Here is a 23,643-nt window from a genome sequence, read left to right as displayed (position 1 = left end):
CCCGGCAACGTTCCGGGCCCCTAGCGGCCCTTGAACTCCGGCTTGCGCTTCTCGGCGAAGGCGCGAGGGCCCTCCTTCGCGTCCTCGCTGGAGAACACCTCCATCCCGAGCCGAGCGTCCACTTTGAACCCGTCGTTCTCGTGCATGGCCTCGGTCTCCCGCATGGTCTGGAGGATCTTCTGGACCGCGATCGGCCCGTTGGCCGTGATCAACGCGGCCAGCTCCATCGCCTTGTCGAGCGCCTGACCGTCCGGCACCACGTGCCCGATCAGCCCGATCTCCTTGGCTTCCGCCGCGCGAATGTGCCGCCCCGTCAGCAGAAGGTCGGCCGCCACCGTGTACGGGATCTGGCGCGGCAGCCGCACCGCCGAGCCGCCCAGCGGGAACAGGCCCCAGCGCGCCTCGGAGACGCCGAACCGCGCGCTCTCGCCGGCGACGCGGATGTCGGTCGCCTGAAGGATTTCCGTGCCGCCCGCGACCGCGGGCCCTTCCACCGCCGCGATGAGCGGTTTCGTCAATCGACGACCTTTCAGCAGCGGTTCGATGACGGAGAAGTCGAACTTGCCGGCGTTCTCGCTGGGGTGGTTGGACGTCATGGCTTTCAGGTCCGCGCCCGCGCAGAACGAGCCGCCCGCGCCGGTGAGGATGCAGACTCGGACGTCCGGATCGGCGTCCACCCGGTCCCACGCCTCGCGCATGATGGCCAGCATGGGGCCCGACAGCGCGTTGCGGACCTCTGGGCGGTTCATCGTGACGACCAAGACGTTGCCGACCAAGTCCACCAACGCATGTGGTTCCGTCGTGGTCGTCATTCGCGCGCCTCCTGGATCGAGTCTGACCGCACGGGGGATTGTCCAGAACAGTAACACGTTCTACTTTGCTCACCATGGCCCTCAACGTCGCAGACCTCGTTGAACACGCCGCCGACACCGTGCCCGACCGGACCGCGCTCGTGTGCGGGTCCAAGAGGGTCACCTACGCCGAACTTGAGGCGCGAGCCAACAAACTGGCTCACCACCTGGCAAGGAACGGCGTGACGCAGGGTGCGCACGTGGGGCTCTACGCGCGCAACTCCATCGAGCTCGTCGAAGCCATGCTCGCGGTCTACAAGCTGCGCGCCGTGGCCATCAACGTGAACTACCGCTACACCAAGAACGAGTTGCAGTACTTGTTCGGTGAAGCGGATCTGAAGGCACTGATACACGAACGGCGGTACTCGCCGTTGGTCGCGGAGGTCGGCGCCCCCGGCCACACGGTCGTGATCGACGACGAGACGGAGGAACCGTTCGCGGGTGCCGACTACGAGACCGCGCTCGCCGAGGAGTCGGCGGAGCGGGACTTCGAGCCGCGCAGCCCGGACGACCTCTACATCCTGTTCACCGGCGGCACGACCGGCATGCCCAAGGGCGTGATGTGGCGGCACGAGGACGTGTGGCGCACGCTCGGCGGCGGCATCGACTTCGTGACCGGCGAGCGGCTGACCGACGAGTGGCAGCAGGCCAAGTCCGGCAAGGACTACGGGCTGATCAGGCTGTGCCTGCCGCCGTTGATCCACGGCGCGGCGCAGTGGGCGGTGCTCGGCGCGTTGTTCAGCGGCAGCACGGTGGTGCTGGTGCCCAAGTTCGATCCCGCCGAGATCTGGCGGGTGATCGAAAGGGAAAAGATCCAGGTCGCCGTCATCACCGGGGACGCGATGGGCCGGCCCTTGATCGAGGAGTTCCAGCGCGGCCAGTACGACGGCTCGTCGCTGTTCATCCTCAACAGCAGTGCCGCCCTGTTCTCCTACACCGTCAAGAAGCAGTACCACGAGCACCTGCCGCACACGACGCTGCTGGAGTCGATCGGGTCGAGCGAGACCGGGTCCACCGGCATCGGCGCGGTGCCCAAGGAGATCGTGAAGACCGACGGCACCAAGGTGAAGCTCAACGAGGACACCATCGTCATCGACGAGGACGGCAACAAGCTCGAACCCGTGCCCGGCGTGATCGGCAAACTGGCGCGCGGCGGGCACATCCCGCTCGGCTACTACAAGGACCCCGAGAAGACCGCGCGGATGTTCGTGGAGGTCGACGGCAAGCGGTTCACGGTGCCCGGCGACTTCGCCCGGTTCGAGGAGGACGGCGACATCACGTTGCTGGGGCGCGGCAACACCTGCGTCAACACCGGCGGCGAGAAGGTGTTCCCCGAGGAGGTCGAAGGGGTGCTGAAGTCGCACCCGGACGTGTTCGACGCCCTCGTCATCGGCATTCCGGACGACCTGCTCGGCCAACGCGTCGGCGCGATCATCCAGCCACGCGACGGCGCGACGCCGACGCTGTCCGAACTGGACGCTCACGTGCGCGAGACCCTCGCGGGCTACAAGGTGCCGCGTTCGTTGTGGCTGGTCGGCGAGATCGGCCGCACCCCGAGCGGCAAACCCGACTACCAGTGGGCGAAGCGCCACGTGGAGGACCATGCGCACCAGCCTGTGTGACGAGTTCGGCATCGAGCACCCCGTCTTCGGCTTCACGCCGTCCGAGCACGTGGCGGCGGCGATCAGCCGGGCGGGCGGGTTCGGGGTCCTCGGATGCGTGCGGTTCAACGACGCGGAGGACCTCGACCGCGCGTTGACGTGGATGGACGAGAACACCGATGGCAAGCCGTACGGCGTCGACATCGTCATGCCCGCCACCGTGCCGAAGGAGGGCACGCAGATCGACCTCGCCGGGCTCATTCCGCAGAGCCACAAGGAGTTCGTGCAACAGACGTTGCTGAAGCTCGGCGTGCCCCCGCTGCCCGACGGCGAAGGTGGCGAGGGAGTGCTCGGCTGGCTGCACTCGGTCGCGCGATCGCACGTCGACGTGGCGCTGGAACACCCGATCCGGCTCATCGCGAACGCCCTGGGCTCACCACCCGCCGACGTCATCGAACGGGTGCACGCGGCCGGAGTTCCGGTGGCGGCGCTGGCGGGCAAGGCCGAGCACGCGCGCAGGCATGTGGCCAACGGCGTCGACATAGTGGTGGCGCAGGGTTACGAGGCCGGCGGGCACACGGGTGAGGTCGCGTCGATGGTGCTCGTGCCGGAGATCGTGGACGCGGTGGACGTGCCGGTGCTCGCCGCGGGTGGCATCGGCTCGGGACGCCAGGCCGCGGCTGCGATGGCGTTGGGCGCCTCCGGGGTGTGGATGGGCTCGTACTGGCTCACCACGGCCGAGTACACCCTGGGCAACTCCAGCACGAAGGAGGCGTTGCTCGCCGCCGGTTCCAGCGACACCGTCCGCACCCGCGTCTACACCGGCAAACCCGCGCGGTTGCTGAAGACGCGGTGGACCGAGGCGTGGACCGAGCCGGGCGCCCCGGATCCGTTGCCGATGCCGTTGCAGAACATCCTGGTGAGCGAGGCGCACCTGCGGATCGCCCGGTCCGACGACCCGTCCGTGGTGTCCATGCCGGTCGGGCAGATCGTCGGGCGGATGAACGAGGTGCGCCCCGTCGCGGACGTCATGGCGGACCTGCTGGCGGAGTTCGACGCGACGGTCGAACGTCTCACCAAGCTGCGCTGAGTTTCAGGAGCTGGGCGGTCGCCCCGCCCAGCTCGAACTCGTTGCGCTTGGCCGCGGTGAAGTACCTGTGCACCTCGTGGCTCATGTCGATGCCCGTTCCACCATGAACGTGCACGGCGGTGTGCGCGACGCGGTGCCCGGCGTCGGCCGCCCAGAACTTCGCCGTGGCCACCTCTGCCGAGGCGTCCAGGCCTTCGGAGAGACGCCAGGCGGCCTGCCAGAGCGTCAAACGGATGGCCGCCACGTCGATGTACGCATCGGCGAGGCGTTGCGCCACGGCCTGGAAGCTGCCGATCGGCCGGTCGAACTGCACGCGGGTCCGCGCGTACTCGGCTGTCAGCTCCAGCGCGCGTTCGGTCACGCCGAGTTGGAGAGCGCACAACCCCAGCGTGTACCTCGTGATCAGCCAGCCGGGGGAGAGGCCAGGAACCACCTCGCCGGCGCCCGGGAACTCGAAGCAGCCCGCGTCCGAGCCGTCGACCAGCTCCTGCGGGGTGATCTCCAGCTGGTCCGCCTCGACGAGGAAGACCTGTTCGCCGTGCGCCACCAGGAAAGCGGCCGCCGTGCCCACGAACGGGACGGTCGTCTTCACGCCGTCGGCCTCCGAAAGGGCCACGGACAGCACGGTTCCCGGCGTCAGCCAGCGCGAGCGTTGGCCGGCGGTGCCGAACTCCGCGAGCGCCGACGCCGCGACCGTCGTGGGCAGGTAGGGCACGGCGGAGACCACGCGGCCCAGTTCGATCAGCACCGAGCACTGCTCCAGCACACCGAACTCGTCGGGCTGCTCCGGCACGACCCCGGACTTCACGAGATCGAGCCACGGTGAGTCCGACGAGTCGAGGATCTTGCGGGTCAGGGCAGCGAGCTCGCGTTGCGCCTCGGTCAGGGTGAAGTCCACGAAGTCTCCTTGCCGAAGCTGCTTATCGGGGAACCGCGGGCAAACCGAGGCCCACGCGCGCGATGATGTCCCGCTGGATCTCGTTGGTGCCGCCGCCGAACGTCAGGATCAGCGACGACCGGTGCATGCGTTCCACTCGGCCGTGCAACAGCGCTCCCGATGAGCCGGTGCGCACGATTCCGTTGGCGCCCAGCACCTCCATCAGCAGCCGGTAGCCCTCGGTGGCGAACTCGGTGCCGAACACCTTGGTGGCGGACGCTTCCGCGGGCGACGGGGCCTCGTCGCCGCCGGACGCGATCCGCCAGTTGATGAGCTTGAGGAACTCGGTCTTGGCGTGCACGCGGGCGAGGTGCACGCGCACCCACTCCTGTTTCGCGGCACCGGTTTCGTCCGCCCATTGACGAACTTCGCGCAGCGCGGTCTGCAGGGGCGCGGCCGAGCACAGGGCGACGCGTTCGTGGTTGAGCTGGTTGGTGATGAGCTTCCAGCCCTTGTGCTCCTCGCCGATGAGATTCACCGCCGGCACGCGCACGTTGTCGTAGAAGGTGGCACTCGTGGTCGGGCCGGACATCGTCGGCACCGGGGTCCAGGAGAAGCCTGGGGCCGTCGTCGGCACCATGATGATGCTCAGGCCCCTGTGCCGCTGCGACTCCTGGTCGGTGCGGCAGGCCAGCCACACGTAGTCCGCGTACTGGATGAGGCTCGTCCACATCTTCTGGCCGTTGATCACGTACTCGTCGCCCTCGCGGACGGCCCGCGTGCGCAGGCCGGCGAGGTCGGTGCCCGCCTCCGGCTCGGAGTAGCCGATCGCGAAGTGCAGCTCGCCGGACGCGATCTTCGGCAGGTAGAAGGCCTTCTGCTCGGGCGTTCCCATGGACATGATCGTCGGCCCGATGGAGTTCAGCGTCAGGAACGGCACGGGTGCGCCCGCCGCGGACGCCTCGTCCAGGAAGATCAGCTGCTCGATCATCGGCCGGTCGCGGCCGCCGTACTCCCGCGGCCAGCCGATGGTCAGCCAGCCGTCGAGCCCCATCTGGCGGACGGTGTCCTTGTAGGCCTCGCCGTCCCCGTAGTCGCCACCACCGGCGAGGCCGGCCTTGCGTTCGGGCGTCATGAGCGCGGCGAAGTACGCCCGCAGCTCCTGGCGCAACTGCTCCTGTTCGGGCGTGAAACCGATGCGCATGACCGCTACTCTAGAACAAGTTCTACTTGATGTCAGGAGGCCGCGATGAAGGTCGGCGTCGACCCTTCGCTGTGTGAGGCGCACGGGGAGTGCATGTCAATCCTGCCTGAGGTGTTTGACCTTGACGATGACGAGGTTTTGCAGATCCGGGACGGTGAGCTGTCCTCGGCCGAGGAGGCGTTGGCCGAACGCGCGGTCGCGTCCTGCCCCAAGGGCGCGCTACGCCTCTCAACCTGATGGGCCTTGTCATGAACAGGAACAGATTCTAGTGTGCGACGGGTACTGCCGGTCGCGGCACAGGTCGTGAGCTCAGCGAGGAGTGATACCGGTGAAGGCTGCCGTGCTCAACCAGGTAGGCGACGACAAGCTCGAGCTCCGCGACGACGTGACCACCACCCCGGTGGGGCCGCAGGAGATCCGCATCAAGATCAAGGCGTGCGGGGTGTGCCACAGCGATCTGTCCGCAATGGACGGAACGCTGCCCGCGCTGGCCCCCGGCGTCGTCGGGCACGAAGGTGCCGGCGAGGTCGTGGAGATCGGCGGTGCCGTGACATCGCTCGCGGTCGGCGACCACGTGGCGATCACGTTCGTGCCGCCGTGCGGGAAGTGCCCCCAGTGCGTTACGGGCCAATCGCATCTGTGTCTCATCCACACCATCTCGGCGTTCACGTCACCGAGGTTCGTCGTCGGGGGCAACCCGGCCTTCGGGTACGCGGGACTCGGCGCGTTCGCCGAGGAGATGGTCGTGCCCGCCGACGCCGCGATGAAGATCGACGACGACGTGCCGTGGGAGATCGCCGCGCTGTTGTCGTGCGGAATCCTCACCGGTGTCGGTGCCGTGCTCAACACGGCCAAGGTCGAAGCGGGCTCCAGCGTCGCCGTGATCGGCTGCGGTGGTGTCGGTGTCGCGGTGATCCAGGGCGCGCGGCTCGCCGCCGCGGCGCGGATCGTCGCGGTCGACCCGGTGCTGGAGAAGCACGAGGTGGCGCAGAAGTTCGGTGCCACGCACGCGACCACGCCCGACGGCGTCGCGGACCTCAACAACCAGCTCAACTTCGGCATGGGCTTCGACTACGTGTTCGACGTCGTCGGCCTGCCCGCCACGATCCGGCAGGCGTGGGACCTGACCCGCCGCGGTGGCCACACGGTCGTCGTCGGCGCGGGCCGGGCGGACGCGATGGTGTCGTTCAGCGCCCAGGAGCTCTTCCTGCACGACAAAACGCTGCACGGCTCGTTCTACGGGACGGCGAACTTCCGCCGGGACATCCCTCGCATGATCGCGCTGTGGCGGCAGGGCCGGCTGGACCTCGAAGGCATGATCAGCAAGAGGATCCGGCTGGAAGACGTGAACGAAGGCCTGCAAGCGCTCAAGGGTGGCGGATCCCTGATCCGGCAGGTCATTCTCTTCGACTGACACATTCGATCTGGGAGTCTCTTGTGGACCTTGCGGGGAAGGTCGCCGTGGTCACCGGCGCCGGTGCGGGGCTCGGCCGCGCGGAAGCCCTGGAGCTCGCGCGGGCCGGTGCGTCGATCGTGCTCAACGACCTGCCGGGATCGGCCGACGCCGTTGCGGCCGAGATCGAAGAGCTGGGTGCGAAATGCGTTGTCGTAGAGGGTGACGTGGGCGAGCGGGCGACCGCCGACGCCCTCGTCGCCGCCGCGATGGAGCAGTTCGGCGGGTTGCACGTCGTCGTGAACAACGCGGGCGTGCTGCGCGACCGGATGCTGTTCAACATGTCCGACGAGGAGTGGGACCTGGTCGTGCGCGTCCACCTGCGCGGCCACTTCCTGTTGTCGCGCAACGCCGTCTCACTGTGGAAGCAGCAGTCGAAGACAGCGGGTGAGCCGGTCTACGCGCGGATCGTGAACACCTCCTCGGAGGCGTTCCTGCTCGGTTCGGAAGGCCAGGCCAACTACGCGGCGGCCAAGGCCGGCATCGCGGCGCTGACCGTGGCGACCGCGCGCGGCACGAGCCGCTACGGCGTGCGCGCCAACGCGATCTGCCCGCGCGCCCGCACCCAGATGACGGCGCACGTGTTCGGCGACGCACCAGAGGGCGACGACTCGCTGGCGCCCGAGCACGTCGCGAAGTTCGTCGCGCACCTCGCGGGGCCGTCCGGAGACAAGATCAACGGGCAGGTCTTCGTCGTGCACGGCGGCATGGTCGCGCTGATGGCACCACCGACCGTCGAGCAGAAGTTCGGCGCGTTCACCGATCTCGACGGCTACTTCGCCGATCGCGATCCACAAAGGACTTTCGCCTGCACGGACACGATGGCACTGTAGGAGGAGCTGTGGCGCTCACCGTCCAACCGCACCGCGAGACGCTGGGCCTCAAGGACGGCCGGCTCCTCATCGGAGGCGAGTTCCGCGAGGCGGACGAGACCTGGACCCACCACCACCCCGCGACCGGCGAGGAGATCGGCAGCTTCGCCGTCGCGTCGGCCAAGGACGTGGACGCGGCCGTGCTCGCGGCACGCAAGGCGTTCGACGAGGGGCCGTGGCCACGCAGCCGGGCCGGCGAGCGCATCAAGATCCTGCGCAGGTACAGCGATCTGCTGCGGGAGCACGCGGACGAGCTGCGCGGCCTTCAGGCGCTGGACAACGGCGTGCCGCTGTCGTTCGGGCAGATCTACGCCACCTCGGTCGGCATCGCGGCGGACATCTTCGACCACCACGCGGGCTGGATCGACAAGGTCGGCGGCCAGACCCTGCCGCCGTACCAGGGCGGCGACCACCTCGCGATGACGTTCCGCGAACCGGTCGGCGTCGTCGCGGCGATCCTGCCGTGGAACGCGCCGTTCGTGCTCTTCGCGCAGAAACTCGCGCCCGCACTGGCCGCGGGCTGCACGGTCGTGGTGAAGCCGTCGGAGTACGCGTCGTTCTGCGTGATCCGCATGGTCGAGCTGCTGATCGAGGCGGGCCTTCCGGAAGGCGTGATCAACCTCGTCACCGGCCCCGGCAACCCGACCGGCGAGGCGCTGATCACCCACCCCGGCGTCGACAAGATCAGCTTCACCGGCAGCCGCACCGTCGGCCGCCGGATCGTCGAGGCCTCCGCCGGCACGATGAAGCGCGTTTCCCTGGAACTGGGCGGGAAGTCGCCGGCGATCGTGTTCGCGGACGCCCCGAACGTCGGCCTGGCCGCGATGACCTGCATGGGCATGGTCACCATGGGCCTGTCCGGCCAGGCGTGCGTCGCGCACACACGGGCGTTGGTGCAGCGGGACGCGCAGGACGAGTTCATCGCGATGGCGCAGATGCTCGCGGGCGCGGTGACGTTCGGCGACCCGTTCGACCCCGCCGTGCTGGCCAGCCCGCTGATCAACGCCAAGCAGCTCGAACGCGTGCTCGGCTACATCGAACGCGGCCAGGAGGACGGCGCCCGCCTCGTCACCGGCGGCACCCGGCTCGACGGCGACTACGCGTCCGGGAACTTCGTCGCGCCGACGATCTTCGCCGACGCCACCAACGACATGGCGATCGCCCGTGACGAGATCTTCGGCCCTGTCCTGACCGTCGTGCCGTTCGACGACGAGGCGGAGGCCATCCGCATCGCGAACGACACCGAGTACGGGCTGGGCGCCGGCGTCTACACCAACGACGTCCGCCGCGCGTTCCGCGTCTCGAAGGCGTTGCGCGTGGGAATGGTCGGCATCAACGGATTCCAGCTCGAACCGCACCTCCCGTTCGGCGGCTACAAGCAGTCGGGCCTCGGCCGGGAGGGTGGGCAGAGCGCCTACGAGGCCTTCACCGAGCTCAAGACCGTGATGATGCCGCTGACCGACGAGATGATGTAGATGCGGCTGGAGGGAAAGGTCGCCCTGATCACCGGCGCGGCGCGGGGTCAGGGCGCGGCCGCGGCGCGCCGGTTCGTCGCCGAGGGCGCGCGGGTGATGATCACCGACGTCCTCGACGACCAGGGCAAGGAACTCAGCGCCGAACTCGGCGCCGAGTACTGCCACCTGGACGTGTCGTCGGAGGACGAGTGGGCCGAGGCCGTCGCGTTCACCGTGCAGACGTTCGGCGACATCACGGTTCTCGTGAACAACGCCGGAATCCTGCACTTCTCGGCTTTGGAGGAGACCACGCTCGCGGACTACCAGCGGGTGATCGGCATCAACCAGGTCGGCACGTTCCTCGGCATGCGCGCGGCCGTCCCGTCGATGAAGGCCGCGGGCGGCGGGTCGATCGTGAACGTGTCGTCGGTCGAAGGCCTGGGCGGCATGCCCTATCTGGTGGCGTACACGGCGTCCAAGTTCGCGATCCGAGGCATGACCAAGGTCGCCGCGATGGAGTTGGGGCAGCACGGGATCCGCGTGAACTCCGTGCATCCCGGCGCCATCGACACCCCGATGGTGAGCGAGGCGCTGGGCCGGCCGATCGACGTCTCGCCGATCGGCAAGAAGCTGGCGCTGCGCCGGATCGGGCAGCCGGAGGACGTCGCGAACGTCGTGCTGTTCCTGGCCAGCGACGACAGCGCCTACTGCACGGGCGGGGAGTTCGTGGTCGACGGAGGCGCGACGGCGACGCACGCACTGAGCTGAGTTCCTGGATTGGTCAGCGTTGTCGATCGGCGGCGGATCCTCGATCGCAATCAACCGCGCCTGGCTAATGGTGTGACTCGGAACGTGGGCGACCGAATCCACGCTCAGCGCGACACCACGCACGGCGTGCCCTGCATCCCGATCGACTGAGCGGAACGCGCGGGGTGCCCGGTTCGTCCCGGGGACCCCGCGTTCCGGCGCAACCAGGTGAGCGCCTCCGGCGTCTTCATGATCGAGAGGTCATACCTGGGGAGACAGATGTGAAATCACTGTTGTTGACGGCTGCGCTCCTGATCGGACTGGCGCCACCCGCGCCGGCCGCGGAAGAGGCGCAGACGCCCGTGCTGGCGTGGCAGGACTGCCAGGACGGGTTCCAGTGCTCGACCGCGAAGGTCCCGCTGGACTACGACCAGCCGTCCGGCTCGAAGATCGACCTGGCGCTGATCAGACTGCCCGCCACCGATCCGTCGAAGCGGATCGGCTCGCTGTTCGTGAACTTCGGCGGGCCCGGAGCGTCCGGTGTGGACAGACTGCGGGCTCGTGGCAAGTGGGAGTGGCTGTTCTCGCCGGAGCTGCGGGCGCGGTTCGACGTGGTGTCGTGGGATCCGCGCGGCATCGGCCGTTCGGCGACCGTGCGCTGCTTCGACAGCGTCGAGGAACAGCAGCAGTTCCTCAACTCCATCCCGGTGTACCCGGACACGGCGGCGCAGGAGCCCGCCTTCTACGACAGCTACCGGGAGTTCGTCCGGCGCTGCGAGGAGAAGTCGGGCGACCTGCTGGACCACGTCTCGTCGGCGAACACGGCTCGCGATCTCGACCTGCTGCGCAAGGCCGTGGGGGACAAGAAGCTGACGTACCACGGCATCTCGTACGGCACGCACCTCGGCGCGATCTACGCGAACATGTTCCCGGACAAGGTTCGCGCGCTCGCGTTCGACGGCTCGCTCGACTTCATCGGCAACGCCACCGGGCACGGTGACCAGGGCACGACCGTGCCGCTGGACACCCGCCAGGACGTGCCGCGCGGTGTCGCCGAGACGTTCGACCAGTTCCTGCGCCTGTGCGCCGCTCCCGGTGCCCAGTGCGCGTTCGCGGGCGGCGACCTGAAGCAGAAGTGGGCGGACCTCGTCGCGAAGGTGACGGCGTCTCCGGTGACCACGCCGGACGGCCGCTTCGACCGCGTTTCGCTGATCAGTCTCGTGTGGGACGCGCTCGCACAGCCGGACACCTGGCAGGACACCGCGCGCGTGCTGCAGGGGGTCTGGGAGGCGCCGGCCTCGCTGACGGCGTCGGCCGACTACGTGACGAACCGGTTCGAGGGGTTCAACGCGGTGCAGTGCTCGGACAGCGACTTCCCGCGTGATCCGGCCGTGTACACGAAGTACGGCAAGAGCGAGGACGAGCGCGTGCCGTACTGGGGCCGTGCCGTGGTGTTCGACATGATGGCCTGCGCGTTCTGGCAGGGCCGTGACGACGACCGCTACACCGGACCGTGGAACCGCAGGACGTCGGCGCCGATCCTGTTCATCAACAGCAGGTTCGACCCGTCCACGCCGCTGCACGGCGCTCAGGACGGCGCGGCGGAGATGGCCCGCACCGGGTTCCTGACCGTCGAGGGGTACGGGCACACGTCCATGTACGTGCGCAGCGCGTGCGCGGAGAAGGTGAAGCGGGAGTACCTCTTCACCGGCGTGCTGCCTGCTCAGAAGACGTGCGGCATCGACAAGTCGCCGTTCGCCTGAGCGTGCCTTGCGCCGGTCGTTCTGAACTGACTACGGTAAGGAAACTGAACCGGTAAGAATTCTGAACTGTGAGGCACCGTGGCTGACGTGCGGACCGTCGCCGACCTGGCTCGAGAGGTCGCGCCGAAGACGGAGGCGGGCCGCACGCTGGCTCCTGAACTGGTGGAGGCGATTCGCGGGCAAGGCCTGTTCCGGCTGGGCGTCCCGCGTTCGCTCGGTGGGGGCGAGAGTCCGCCGGCCGAGACGCTGGCCCTCGCCGAGACCATCGCCCGCGGTGACGCTTCCGCCGGCTGGTGCGTGTCGATCGCGGCGACCTCCGGTCTGCTGGCCGCCTACCTGCCGGAATCGGGCGCCGAGGAGGTGTTCGGGGACCCTCGATCGGTCGCCGCCGGGGTGTGGGCTCCGAAGGGACGTGGGGTCACGGCCGACGGTGGCGTCGTGGTGTCGGGGCAGTGGTCGTTCTGTTCCGGAATCGGGCACGCCGACTGGCTGTTCGCCGGGTTCGTGCACGACGGCGCGCTGAAGGTCGCGGCACTGCCCAAGGCGTCGCTGGAGGTGCTCGACACCTGGCACACCACCGGGTTGCGCGGCACCGGAAGCCACGACTGCGTGGCGCGGGACGTGTTCGTGCCCGGCTCCCGGATTCTGTCCGTTTTGGACGGACCATTGCGGGATGGCGCGCTGTACCGCTTCCCGGTGTTCGGGTTCTTCGCGCTTTCGGTCGCGGTCGCGGCTCTGGGCAACGCTTTCGGCGCGGTGGACGACTTCGTGGCGCTGGCCGGCCGCAAGCCGCTCGGATCCAGCCGGGCGCTGGCCGAACGGTCGTCGGCTCAGGCCGCGGTGGCCTCGGCTACGGCGTCGCTGAGGGCTGCTCGGGCGTTCTTCTACGAAGCGGTGTCGGAGGCCTGGGAGGCGGCACAGGGCGAAGATCCGGTGCCGGTCGAGGCTCGGGCCGGGTTGCGCCTGGCCGCCACGCACGCGACTCGGACGGCTCGTGAGGTCGTCTCCTCGCTCTACGACCTGGCCGGTGGAGGCGCGATCTACGACGGCGCGGCGATCCAGCGGCGGTTCCGGGACGCGCACACGGCTTCCGCGCACTTCCAGGTCAACGCCGCCTCACTCGAACTGCCGGGCAAGGTGCTGCTCGGTGTGCCCGCACGGACGGAGCAGCTGTGACGTCGGTCGGGGTGGTCACGCCGTTCTGGCTCGACCGGCCGCCAGCCGAGGCCTTGGACATCGCCGTCGTCGCCGACGAGGCCGGGTTCGGGACGTTGTGGATCGGGGAGATGGCGACGTTCGACGCGTTCGCCCTGGCCACGGCCGCCGGGCTGCGGACGTCGGACATCTCGCTGAAGATCGGGCCGCTCGCGGCCGGGGTGCGGAGTCCGGTCGCGCTGGCGCTGGGACTGTCCACAGTGGTCGCGATGACCGGTCGGCGGGCGGGGCTGGCGTTGGGGGCGTCGAGTCCGCGGATCGTGACCGAGTGGCACGGCCGGGACTGGGAGCCGGTGCGGCGGATGCGGGAGACGGTCCGGGACACGCGGGCGATCCTGGCCGGGAACCGGGTCGCCGGCTTCCGGTTGCAGCAGCCGGTTCCCGGGACGCCGATCTCGGTGGCGGCGTTCGGGCCCGCGATGACTCGGGTGGCGGCGGCGGTGGGGGACGAGGTGGTGCTCAACCTGGTGAGCGCCGGCCACGTGGCCAGCGTGAAGAAACAGGTCCGTGAGCTGACGAATGTGCCTCCACCCCTGGCCGTCTGGATCCCTGCCGCCCTCGACCCCGGCCCGGCCACCCTCCACCAGCTCCGTGCCCAGCTCTCCGTCTACCTCTCCCCGCCCGGCTATGGCGAGATGTTCACCGCCCTCGGCCACGGCACCCTGGTCGAGCAGGCCAGAGCGGGCAAGCCGCGTTCCGAACTGGCGCAGGCCATCCCGGCGGACCTCATCGAGGCGGTGGGTGCGATCGGCTCGGCCAGAGACATCGCCCGCCGCGTCGACGAGTACTTCGACGCGGGCGCCGAGCACGTCGGCCTGGTCCCGGCGACCGCCGGGGATCCGGCGGGCCGCGAGCTGCTGACCAGGCTCTCCCCACTGCTGACGAAGGACCGCCGATGATCGACTCCGATGCCCTCGACCGCCGGTTCCGCGGCGAATCCGTCGGGCGGGCGCTCGATCTCGTGGGGGAGAGGTGGACGCTGCTGATCCTGCGCGAGGCCTTCTTCGGCGTCCGCAGGTACGGGCAGTTCGTCCGCAACCTCAACGTCCCGCGGCCCACGCTGTCCGCACGGCTGAAGACCTTGGTCGAGGCCGGGCTGTTGCACCGCGTGCCGTACGCGGAGGACCGCGAGGAGTACCGGCTCACCGAGGCGGGGCTGGAGTTGTTCCCTGCCATCGTGATCCTCATGAAGTGGGGCGACGCGCACGTGCCGGACCCGGACGGGCCGCCGTTCGTGCTGGAGCACAGCAGCTGTGGCAAGCCCGCGGACGCGTTCCTCGCGTGCCGGTGCTGCGGCGAGGAGATCACCGCGCACAACGTGACGGCTCATCCCGGGTGACCTACGTTGAGGCACATGCTGAACCCGCTGAGCCAGGTGTCCTTGGAACGGTTACGGCAGCGCACGAGCGTGAAGTGGCGGCAGTTCCCCGACGACGTGCTGCCGTTGTGGGTGGCCGAGATGGACGTCGACCCGGCTGAGCCCGTCAGACAGGCCGTCATCGACGCGCTGAACCTGGGCGACACCGGCTACCCGGCCGGAACGGAGTACCCCGAGGCGCTCGCGGCGTTCGCGAACGAACGCTGGGGCTGGAACGGGATCGCCGTGGAACGAACAGCGCTCGTGTCCGACGTGATGCTCGGCATCGTCGAGCTGATCAAGCTGGTGTCCGGGCCCGGCGACCCCGTGATCGTCAGCCCGCCGGTGTACCCGCCGTTCTACCTGTTCGTCAGGAGCATGGGCCGCGCCGTCATCGAGGCGCCGCTGGCCAACGGTCGCCTCGACCCGGCCGTGCTGGAGCGGACGTTCCAGCACGTCAAAGCCGACCACCCGGTGTACCTGCTGTGCAACCCGCAGAACCCGACCGGCACCGTCCACACCCGCGACGAGCTGACGGTCCTCGCGCGACTGGCCGAGAAGTACGGCGTCCGCGTGATCGCCGACGAGATCCACGCGCCGCTCGTGTCCAAGAGCGCGAAGTTCGTGCCGTACCTGAGCGTCGACGACCACGGGATGTCGCTCATGTCCGCGTCGAAGGGCTGGAACCTGGCGGCGATGCGGGCGGCGGTCGCGGTCGCGAACACCGACGACCTCGCGCGGTTGCCGGAAGAGGTCAGCCACGGACCGAGCCACTTCGGCACGATCGCGCACACGGCCGCGCTGCGGCACGGCGGCGAGTGGCTCGACGCCCTGCTGGCAGGCCTCGACGAGAACCGGAAACTCCTCAAGAACCTGCTCACCGAGCACCTGCCCGAGATCGCCTACGAGCCCTCCGAGGCGACCTTCCTGGCGTGGCTCGACTGCCGGGCGATCAGCGACGACCCGGCCGCGTTCTTCGTCGAGAGAGGACGGGTCGCGCTCATGTCCGGCACCGGGTTCGGCAGCGGCGCGGAGGGCCACGTCAGGCTCAACATCGGGACCTCGCCCGAGATCATCACCGAGGCGGTCACGCGGATGGCCTCGGCTGTCGGGCATTGACAGGAACTGCCAGCGTGCTACCAGCGGTCTGTCAGCGCGGCGGCGCACAGTTCGTCCCGACACAGGGAGGGACCGACGATGGCGCTGGCGATCAGGGCAGAAGGCCTGGTCAAGCACTACGGGGAGACGAAGGCGCTGGACGGCGTCGACCTCGAGGTGCCTGAGGGGAAGGTCGTGGGTGTGCTCGGGCCGAACGGCGCGGGCAAGACCACGGCGGTACGGGTGCTGGCGACGTTGCTGCGCCCGGACGCGGGACATGCCACGGTCCACGGGCACGACGTGCTCAAGGACCCGAGGGCGGTCCGGTCGCTGATCGGGCTGACCGGGCAGTACGCGTCGGTGGACGAGGACCTGTCCGGCACGGAGAACCTGGTGCTGCTGGCCCGGCTGCTCGACTTCTCCCGTGCGGGGGCACGGGCGAAGGCCGCGGAGCTGCTGGAGCAGTTCGAGCTCACCGACGCCGCGGGGCGGGCCGCCAAGACGTACTCGGGAGGTATGCGGCGGCGACTTGACCTCGCGGCCAGCCTGGTCGGCAACCCGTCCGTGCTGTACCTGGACGAGCCGACCACCGGGCTGGACCCGCACGCCCGCAACGAGGTGTGGGCGGTGGTGCGCAAGCTCGTCGCGAACGGCGTGACGGTCCTGCTCACCACGCAGTACCTGGAAGAGGCCGACCAGCTCGCGGACTCGATCACGGTGTTCGACCACGGCCGCGTCGTGGCCGAGGGCAGGCCGGACGAGCTGAAGCGGCGCGTGGGCGGGCAGACGCTGCAGGTGCGGCCGACGTCGTTGCGCGATCTCGACGTGGTGTACCGGATTCTCGGTGACCTGACGGGGTCAGGCCGACCCGCGACGACGACACGGGCTTGCTGACGGCGCCGGTGAACGACCCGGTGCTGCTGTCCACTTTGGTCCGCAAGCTCGACGATGCCGGCATCACCGCCGACGAACTGGCGTTGCGGCTGCCCTCGCTCGACGAGGTGTTCCTCGCGCTGACCGGCAAGCAGAACGAGGGGAGCCTGGTATGAGCACGATCGCGTTGGACAGGGGAATGCGCCACGGCTTCTCGCTGGCCTGGCGGGGAATCCTCAAGATCCGCAAGAACCCCGAGCAGCTGATGGACGTCACGCTCGCCCCGATCATCTTCCTGGTGATGTTCACGTACCTGTTCGGCGGAGCGCTCGCCGGCAACACGGACGCCTACCTGCAGATGCTCGTGCCGGGCATCATGGTGATGAACATCCTGCAGGCCAGCATGACCGCGGGCGTGCAGATGAACACGGACGTCTCCAAGGGCGTGTTCGACAGGTTCCGCTCCATGCCGATCGCGCGCTCGGCGCCGTTGGTCGGGGCGGTGCTCGCGGACATCGTGCGGTACGTCGTGTGCATCGTCGTGCTGCTGGTGGTCGCCACGATCATGGGCTTCCGGGTGCAGACCGGCCCGGCGGAGCTGCTGATCGCGGCCGCGCTGACGATCCTGTTCGGACTGTGTTTCTGCTGGGCGTCGGTGTTCGTGGGCATGCTGCTCAAGACCCCGCAGGCCGTGCAGGGCATGATGTTCGTGCTGATCATGCCGTTGACGTTCGGCAGCAACGTGTTCGTCGGCACCTCGACGATGCCGGGCTGGCTCAAGGCGTGGGCGGACATCAGCCCCGTCAGCCTTCTCTCGGACGCGCTGCGCGGGCTGCTCAACGGCGGCGCGATCGCCGGCCCGCTCACCGGATCGCTGATCTGGATGGCCGGCGCGGTCGCGGTGTTCTTCCCGCTGGCGATGTGGGCCTACCGCAAGCGCGTGTGATCTCTCGGAAACGGGGCGGGCGTCAGCTGGTGCTGATGCCCGCCTCTTCGCGCACCCGCCGCAACGCCTCGGCCTTGGTGATCGTGAGCGGCTCGGGCTCACCGAGATCGGCGACCATCCGCCGCATGTCCGGGTCGCCCATGTCGAGCCGGCCGCGGATGAGCTGGGCGAGGGCGAGCAACCGCGTCGCCGCGTCCGCACGGCCCTGTGCGAGCCGGACGCGGGCCAGCAGTTCGGTCACCCCGGCGAGATCCGGCATGTCGCCGCGGTCCGACGTGGTGCCGACCGCGACCTTCACGTACGCCTCGGCCTGGTCCGGCAGGCCCTCGGCGAGCGAGATGCGCGCGTCCAGGATCGCCGACCACTCCGTCGCGAACGGGCCGAACGAGGCCGAGATCGTGGCGGCGTCCTTGAACCGCTCGCTGAGCTCGCGCGCCTCCTGTGGCCGGTCCGAGCGCAGCATGACCTCGGCCTTCGCATAGCCGATCATCAGGCTCAGCTGGTCGTTGCCGGCGTCGTGGACGTACTGCTCGGCCTCGGCGACCTCGCGCGCGGCGGCCTCGTTGTCGCCGAGCCGCGCGTACTCCACCGCGAGCCGCCACCGTTGCTGCACGGTGTCCTCCACCGATCCCAGCTCCCGCGCCACCTCCAGCCCCTGCCGGTACAGCGCGATCGCGGCCAGGTTGTCGCCGGTGTGCGAGATGAACGTCGCCTTCATGCCGAGTGTCATCGCCGAACCCCACCGGTCGCCCACGGCCGTGAACTGGTCGTACGCGCGGTCGCGGGCCAGTTCGGCACCGGAGAGATCGCCGTCGTCGGACAGGATGAAGCTCAATGCCCAGTCCGCACCCGCCCGCGCCCACGCGTCCTCGCTGCTCGCGGCGCGCCGCACCTCACGGCGCGCCAGTTCCTTGTTCTGGCTCAGGAACGCGAGCATCGGCAGCGCGATCGCGAGCGACGGGTACTTCTGGGTGGCGCCGGTGTCCACGCAGTCCTCGATGACCTGCGAGGCCTCCATCGGTTCCGGCAGGCCGGGGATCGCGGACATGATCATCCGCATCGCCCGGAAGGTGGCGACGACGTCGGCCGGCAGGTCGTCGGCCAGCGTCAGCACCTCGCGCACCGCCCGTTCCGACCGCTCGTTGTCGCCCTTGATCAGCCAGTACCAGAACACCCCGCCGAGCAGGTCCGCCGCCAGGCCGGCGTCACGATCGTCGATCGCGCCGCGCAGCGCGGCCACGACGTTGTCCTGCTCGGCCTGATAGACCTTGATCGCCTCGATCTGCCGCCCGGTGCGGACGAACGGCTCCCAGCGCACGGTCAGGTCCCGGTAGTAGCGCCGGAACCTGCCGACGAACTCCAGCTTCTCGCCGGACGCGTCGAGCTGCTCGGCCGCGTACACCCTGATCGTCTCGAGCATCCGGTACCGCGCCTCGCCGTCGAGCTCGATCACGTCCACAATGGACTTCTCGACCAGTGACGTCAGCACGTACAGCGCGTCCTCGCCGCAGACCGCCTCGATCGCCGCGAGGTCCGCGCCCGCGGGGAACACCGCGAGCCGCCTGGCGAGCCTGAGCTCGTCGTCGGTGAGCAGGTCCCAGCTCCACTCGACGACCGCGCGCAGCGTGCGCTGGCGGGGCAGTGCCGTGCGGCTGCCCGAGGTGAGCAGCCGGAACCTGTCGTCCAGGCGCTGGGTGATCTGCCGGATCGTCATGGACCGCAGCCGCGCGGCCGCCAGCTCCAGTGCGAGCGGCATGCCGTCGAGCCTGCGGCAGATCAGTTTCACGTCGTCCACAGTGGACTCGTCCAGTCGGAAGCCGGGCTTGACCGCGCTCGCGCGGTCCAGGAACAGCCGTACCGCGCCAAACCCGGCCACGTCCGCCTGCCCGTTGGGCACGGACAGCGGGCCGATCGGGAACAGCGACTCGCCGTCGATCGCGAGCGGCTCCCGGCTGGTCGCGATCACCCGCAGGTTCGGCACACGGCGCAGCAGCTGGGTGGTGAACTCCGCGGCGGCCGAGATCAGGTGCTCGCAGTTGTCCAGCACCAGCAACGACTCGCCCGCGCCGAGCACCTCGGCGATGCGGTCCATGCCCTCGTTGGGCCGCCGCAACGGATCCCCGCCCATCCGCAGCTCGAACGCCTTGAGCACCACACCGGGCAGGTCCTCCGCCGCCCGGATGCCCGCCAGCGCCGCGAACCACACGCGTCCCTTGCCGTGCAACGGATGCCGCGCCGCGACCTCGGTGGCAAGCCGCGTCTTGCCCGCGCCACCCGGCCCGACGAGCGTGACCAGCCGGACCTCGCCGAGCATTCCGGCGATCTTCGCCAGTTCGTCGTCGCGCCCGACGAAGCTGGTGAGTCGCACGGGCAACCGGTCGACCACGGCCCGCGGCCCGAGTTCGCCCCGCAACGCCGCGAGATGGACGTCCTGCAACTCCTGCGACGGATCCACGCCCAGTTCGCCGGCGAGTCTGGCGCGGACCTCCGCGTAGACGTGCAGGGCGTCGGACTGCCTGCCCTGCGCGCACAACGCCCGCATCAACAGCCCGGCCGGCCGTTCCCGCAACGGGTGCTTCTCGTGCATCGCCGTCAGTGCGGCGACGTCCAGTTCGCCGGTCTGGAAGCGGTCCTCCTCCGCGGAGAGGCGTGCTTCTTCGAGACGTGCGGCGGTGGGTGCGGCGAACGGCGCGTCCCGCACGTCGGCCAGCGCGTCACCACGCCACAGCCCGAGCGCCTCGTCCAGCCGTCCGGCGGCGCGCAGCCGTTCGAACCGGAAGACGTCGACGTCCTCGGTCGCGACGCCCAGCCGGTACCCGCCCGGCTCCAGCGCGACCGGACAGACCTTGCGCAGCCTCGACACGAGCGACTGCAGGGCGTTCACGGCGTCGGCGGGCGGCTGCTCGCCCCACAGGTCGTCGATCAGCGTCGTCGTCGGCACGGCACGGCCGGGGTCGAGCGCGAGGCGGGCGACGAGCATGCGAACGCGGGCACCACCGATGTCGACCGGTGTGCCGTCGTCGGCCTCGACACTCGTCGGCCCCAGCAATGCCACACGCACAGGTCCAGCTTCCCAGATCGTCAGCGGCGATCAGGCGAGAACGCCGAGTGCACGCGTCAGCGCGCCGGTGATCATGCTCTCCAACGCCGGGTCGGTGCTGCCGCGCGGCACCCGTTCGACGAGCATGATCGAGTAGAGATAGGCCTGGTAGGCGGCCAGCCGCAGGCGCGCGGAGCCGGTGAACTCGAAGCCGTAGCTCGTGAGGAAGTGCTCGTCGTCCTCGATGGACTCGAACAGCGCGAGCGACACGAACTCCGCGACCGGATCGCCCCAGAACGCGCGCTCGCCGTCGACCAGTCCGGTAAGTCCGGTATCGGCGAGGATGTTGCCGTCCCACAGGTCGAAGTGCACCAGCGCCGGTCGCTGCACCTCGTCGAACGCCTGGGCGTGCCGGCTCAGATCAGCGGTCGGGAGCGTGACGCCATACCTTTGGGCGTCGGCGCGCACCGCGTCGAACATCCTGAAGAACGCCTCGGTCCACGTCTCGTGCAGGCCGAGCTGCGGATAGCCGAAGCCGGGCCCGGTCACCTCGTGCAGCGCTCTCACGGCCGCGCCGAGTTCGCGGCGGATCTGCGGGCGGTCGACGTCGGACCGGCCGAACACCGGCGTTCCGGGCAGGCAGGTGGCGAGCAGTGCCGCGTCGTCCGCGTACACGACCTCCGGCACCGGCGCGACCTTGGAGCCGAGCGTGCAGAACAACGCCTCGGTGCGCATGAGGTGCCGCTCGTAGGTCAGGCCGGGCTGATCGCCTGGGGCCAGTTTGAGCACGAACTCGCCCTCGCGCGCCGACACGCGGAACACCGAGTTGTAGGTGCCGCCGCCCAACGGGCTCGTGGTGGCGCCGGTGAGCCCGGCGGCCGTGAGGATTCGCTGCACGGTCACCTCGGCCAATGTAATGATCGAGTGCATGGGGAACTACTGGGGGACCGCCGAGCTCGCTTGGCGATGGGTCATGGACCAGGTGCGCTACGACGACGGTTGGTGGATTCCGGAGTTTCCGGACGGTGACCTGGAACTCGGGCTCCGCGACGGCATGTACGCGGGCATCGGAGGGCTGGCCCACGTGCTGGCCGAGATCCGCCTGAGCCGCGAGTGGACGGCGCGCGAGCAGGAGTTGGCGGACGCCATCGCGGCGCGGATCCAGGCGAGCGTCCGCACGACGAGCGACATCACGTTCTTCAACGGGCTGGTCAGCGCGATCAGCGTGCTGACGGCCCTGGGCGCGCCCGGAGCCGGCGAGGCGGTCGCCAGGTTGCTCGCACTGTCCACACCGGACGGATGGCCGCAGGACTTCCTGACCGACCCGGCGCGGTACCTGCCCGGCGCCCGTGTGCACGACGTGGCGGTCGGCTCGGCGGGTGTGTTGCTGGGCGCGGTGTGGGCTCGTCGTCACGGCATCGAGGGTGTGGAGGAACTTGCGCGCGTAGCGGCAGCCGTGTTGCTGGCCGAGCGTGAGGAGGCGAAGGCCGGCGCCAACTGGCGGTGGGTGCCGCAGCGGTTCACGACGAACGACTGGCACTCGCCGAACTTCTCGCACGGCGTCGCGGGCGTTGCCGCCGCGTTCGCTCTGGCCGGTGCCGAGTTCGCGCGGCCGGACTTCGTCGAGGCGGCCGTGGACGGCGCCGAGCACCTGGTGTCGCTCGGGGACACCAGCGATGGCGGATTCCGGGTGAAGACCCGCGTTCCCGGTATCGAGGACGTGGAGCCGTTCAGCTACGGCTGGTGCCACGGCCCGACCGGCACCTCGCTGCTGTGGCCGGCTTTGCGGCACGCGGGCGTGTCCGAGGTGGCCGGCGTGGACGTGGCCGACTGGCATCGCCGGTGCCTGCACAGCCTTCGCGTCTCCGGCCTGCCCGAACGGAAGTACCCGGGCTTCTGGGACAACGACGGCCGGTGCTGCGGCACGGCGGGCGTCGGCGACGTGCTGCTCGATTCGGGACAGCACACGGACTTCGCGCTCCACCTGGCCGACGTGGTGGTGGAGCGCGCCGTCCCGGACGGTTCCGGGGTGTGCTGGCGGTTCGTCGAGCACCGCAACGACGACCCGTTGCTGCCGCCCGGCATCGGCTGGATGCAGGGCGTGGCGGGCATCGCCGGGTTCCTGTTCCACGCGGGCCGCGTGGAACAGGGTGACCTGAGGTCGGTGCCCCGCATGGACACCTGGTGGGCTCTAGGCGGGTGACCAGCCCAGTTCCGGGCCCAGCTTCGTGGCGATGTCGGTGAGGATCTGCACGTAGTCCTCGTGGTCGAAGCTGAACGGCAGCGCGAACGCCACCTCGTCGACCTCCTGGAACCCGAGGTGCGCGTACAGCTGCTCGGCGATCTCGGCGGAGGTGCCGATGATGTCGCGCTCGAACATGTACTTGCGCGGGCCGAACGTCTTGCCGGCGCGCGCCGCGCGTCCCTCGGCGTAGGCCTCGTACTTCGCGCGCTGCTCGGAGGTGGCCGAGTCGGTCGGGATCACCACCAGGCCCTGCGAGACGCGGCCACCGCCGTGCTCGCGGAACGTCCTGATGTGCGACAGCTGGGTCTCGGCGAAGTCCTCGGACAGCTCGGACTGGGCCACGTTGCTGGTCAGCAGGTTCAGGCCGTGCTCGCCCGCCCACTTCGCCGAGCGCAGGCTGCCGCCGCCGTACCAGATCCGTTCGCGCAGGCCTTGGGCGTGCGGCTGGACGCGGTCCGACCAGACCTCGATGCCCTCGACGCCGCTGAACGACGCGACCTTCTCGCCGCCCACGAAGTCCAGCAGCCGCTGCACGCGGTCGTAACTGAAGTTCTCGACGTCCGCGGTCTCCGGGTAGAGCGCGTGCTTGACGTCGTCGTAGTGCATCGGCGGCCCCACGCTGATGCCGGGATTCAGCCTGCCGCCGGACAGCACGTCGACCGTGGCCAGGTCCTCCGCGAGCCGCAGCGGGTTCTCCCAGCCCAGCGGGATGACCGCGGTGCCGAGCTGGATCCGGCTGGTCCGCTGGGTGGCGGCGGCCAGGACCGCGACCGGCGACGAGATGCCGAACTGAAGGTGCCGGTGCCGCACCCACGCGCTGTCGAACCCGAGTTCCTCACCGAGCACGATGACGTCGAGCGTGGACCGGTGGCCCGCTCCCGGGTCCTTCTCGTCGAACAGCCCGATGGTGAGAAAACCCAGCTTTCGCAACGGCTCTGACTTCCGCGGCACGGAACC

At 69.6% G+C, this 23,643-nt stretch carries 20 protein-coding genes and 1 pseudogene; 15 read left to right on the top strand and 6 right to left on the bottom strand.

Features of this window, described 5'->3' with window-relative positions:
• Window positions 1–20: 20 nt before the first annotated feature.
• Window positions 21–812, bottom strand: coding sequence for a crotonase/enoyl-CoA hydratase family protein (locus BM417_RS07995; RefSeq protein ID WP_093589373.1), 792 nt, complete (start codon window positions 810–812; stop codon window positions 21–23).
• A 74-nt stretch (window positions 813–886) separates the two neighbouring features.
• Here BM417_RS07995 and BM417_RS07990 point away from each other — a divergent pair, with 74 nt between their 5' ends.
• Both BM417_RS07990 and BM417_RS07985 read left to right on the top strand, forming a co-directional pair.
• Window positions 887–2,473, top strand: a complete 1,587-nt coding sequence (locus BM417_RS07990; RefSeq protein ID WP_093589370.1) for an acyl-CoA synthetase — start codon at window positions 887–889, stop codon at window positions 2,471–2,473.
• Window positions 2,454–3,542 (top strand): NAD(P)H-dependent flavin oxidoreductase, encoded by a 1,089-nt coding sequence (locus tag BM417_RS07985; RefSeq protein ID WP_093589367.1) that lies wholly within the window; start codon window positions 2,454–2,456, stop codon window positions 3,540–3,542. Before BM417_RS07990 ends, BM417_RS07985 begins: the two co-directional genes overlap by 20 nt.
• On the opposite strand, the gene BM417_RS07980 is transcribed toward BM417_RS07985, so the two are convergent.
• Together BM417_RS07980 and BM417_RS07975 are read right to left on the bottom strand one after the other, a co-directional pair.
• Entirely contained in the window at window positions 3,526–4,440 is a 915-nt protein-coding gene (locus BM417_RS07980; protein ID WP_093589364.1) for an acyl-CoA dehydrogenase family protein, read from the bottom strand. The genes BM417_RS07985 and BM417_RS07980 overlap by 17 nt on opposite strands.
• A gap of 22 nt (window positions 4,441–4,462) precedes the next feature.
• A complete protein-coding gene (locus tag BM417_RS07975; protein ID WP_093589361.1) occupies window positions 4,463–5,623 on the bottom strand; it encodes an acyl-CoA dehydrogenase family protein in 1,161 nt (386 codons plus the stop codon).
• A gap of 45 nt (window positions 5,624–5,668) precedes the next feature.
• Between BM417_RS07975 and BM417_RS07970 the strand changes: the two genes are divergently transcribed.
• The 12 genes and pseudogenes from BM417_RS07970 (at window position 5,669) to BM417_RS07915 (ending at window position 17,401) form a co-directional block, all read left to right on the top strand.
• Complete coding sequence (locus BM417_RS07970) at window positions 5,669–5,860, top strand: ferredoxin (protein WP_093589358.1); 192 nt, start codon at window positions 5,669–5,671, stop codon at window positions 5,858–5,860.
• Window positions 5,861–5,951: 91 nt separating this feature from the next.
• Window positions 5,952–7,037: a Zn-dependent alcohol dehydrogenase gene (locus BM417_RS07965; protein ID WP_093589355.1), complete on the top strand. Its 1,086-nt coding sequence runs from the start codon at window positions 5,952–5,954 to the stop codon at window positions 7,035–7,037.
• Between the two features lie 23 nt (window positions 7,038–7,060).
• The gene (locus BM417_RS07960) at window positions 7,061–7,909 is read left to right on the top strand and encodes a 3-oxoacyl-ACP reductase (RefSeq protein ID WP_093589352.1); all 849 of its coding nucleotides are present in this window, start codon (window positions 7,061–7,063) and stop codon (window positions 7,907–7,909) included.
• Between the two features lie 8 nt (window positions 7,910–7,917).
• Window positions 7,918–9,423, top strand: coding sequence for an aldehyde dehydrogenase family protein (locus tag BM417_RS07955; RefSeq protein ID WP_093589349.1), 1,506 nt, complete (start codon window positions 7,918–7,920; stop codon window positions 9,421–9,423).
• Window positions 9,424–10,170, top strand: a complete 747-nt coding sequence (locus tag BM417_RS07950) for a glucose 1-dehydrogenase (protein ID WP_093589346.1) — start codon at window positions 9,424–9,426, stop codon at window positions 10,168–10,170.
• Between the two features lie 260 nt (window positions 10,171–10,430).
• Window positions 10,431–11,912 carry an alpha/beta fold hydrolase gene (locus BM417_RS07945; RefSeq protein WP_245821773.1) on the top strand — a complete coding sequence of 494 codons (1,482 nt, stop codon included), beginning with the start codon at window positions 10,431–10,433 and terminating at the stop codon, window positions 11,910–11,912.
• Window positions 11,913–11,999: 87 nt separating this feature from the next.
• On the top strand, window positions 12,000–13,088 hold the full coding sequence (locus tag BM417_RS07940; protein WP_245821772.1) for an acyl-CoA dehydrogenase family protein: 1,089 nt from the start codon (window positions 12,000–12,002) through the stop codon (window positions 13,086–13,088).
• Window positions 13,085–14,026 carry an LLM class F420-dependent oxidoreductase gene (locus BM417_RS07935; protein ID WP_093589340.1) on the top strand — a complete coding sequence of 314 codons (942 nt, stop codon included), beginning with the start codon at window positions 13,085–13,087 and terminating at the stop codon, window positions 14,024–14,026. The genes BM417_RS07940 and BM417_RS07935 overlap by 4 nt, the downstream gene beginning before the upstream one ends.
• Window positions 14,023–14,466 (top strand): winged helix-turn-helix transcriptional regulator, encoded by a 444-nt coding sequence (locus BM417_RS07930; RefSeq protein WP_093589337.1) that lies wholly within the window; start codon window positions 14,023–14,025, stop codon window positions 14,464–14,466. The genes BM417_RS07935 and BM417_RS07930 overlap by 4 nt, the downstream gene beginning before the upstream one ends.
• Window positions 14,467–14,481: 15 nt before the next feature.
• On the top strand, window positions 14,482–15,603 hold the full coding sequence (locus tag BM417_RS07925) for a MalY/PatB family protein (protein WP_093589334.1): 1,122 nt from the start codon (window positions 14,482–14,484) through the stop codon (window positions 15,601–15,603).
• Window positions 15,604–15,681: 78 nt separating this feature from the next.
• Window positions 15,682–16,631: pseudogene (locus tag BM417_RS07920) on the top strand (ATP-binding cassette domain-containing protein).
• Window positions 16,628–17,401: an ABC transporter permease gene (locus BM417_RS07915; RefSeq protein WP_093589331.1), complete on the top strand. Its 774-nt coding sequence runs from the start codon at window positions 16,628–16,630 to the stop codon at window positions 17,399–17,401. The pseudogene BM417_RS07920 and the gene BM417_RS07915 overlap by 4 nt, the downstream one beginning before the upstream one ends.
• A 22-nt stretch (window positions 17,402–17,423) precedes the next feature.
• Here BM417_RS07915 and BM417_RS07910 read toward each other — a convergent pair whose 3' ends face one another.
• Together BM417_RS07910 and BM417_RS07905 are read right to left on the bottom strand one after the other, a co-directional pair.
• On the bottom strand, window positions 17,424–20,462 hold the full coding sequence (locus BM417_RS07910; protein ID WP_093589328.1) for a BTAD domain-containing putative transcriptional regulator: 3,039 nt from the start codon (window positions 20,460–20,462) through the stop codon (window positions 17,424–17,426).
• 30 nt (window positions 20,463–20,492) lie between these two features.
• Window positions 20,493–21,344, bottom strand: coding sequence for an aminoglycoside phosphotransferase family protein (locus BM417_RS07905; protein ID WP_245821771.1), 852 nt, complete (start codon window positions 21,342–21,344; stop codon window positions 20,493–20,495).
• Between the two features lie 25 nt (window positions 21,345–21,369).
• Between BM417_RS07905 and BM417_RS07900 the strand changes: the two genes are divergently transcribed.
• A complete protein-coding gene (locus BM417_RS07900) occupies window positions 21,370–22,644 on the top strand; it encodes a lanthionine synthetase LanC family protein (RefSeq protein WP_245821770.1) in 1,275 nt (424 codons plus the stop codon).
• On the opposite strand, the gene BM417_RS07895 is transcribed toward BM417_RS07900, so the two are convergent.
• Window positions 22,633–23,637, bottom strand: a complete 1,005-nt coding sequence (locus BM417_RS07895; RefSeq protein ID WP_093589325.1) for an LLM class flavin-dependent oxidoreductase — start codon at window positions 23,635–23,637, stop codon at window positions 22,633–22,635. The genes BM417_RS07900 and BM417_RS07895 overlap by 12 nt on opposite strands.
• Between the last annotated feature and the right edge of the window lie 6 nt (window positions 23,638–23,643).

The sequence above is a fragment of the Lentzea waywayandensis genome (assembly GCF_900115955.1).
In the GTDB taxonomy this organism is placed as follows: Bacteria; Actinomycetota; Actinomycetes; order Mycobacteriales; family Pseudonocardiaceae; genus Lentzea; species Lentzea waywayandensis.
The sequence above is the reverse complement of the archived record's forward strand: the minus strand, read 5'-3'. Positions and strand labels throughout refer to the sequence as shown.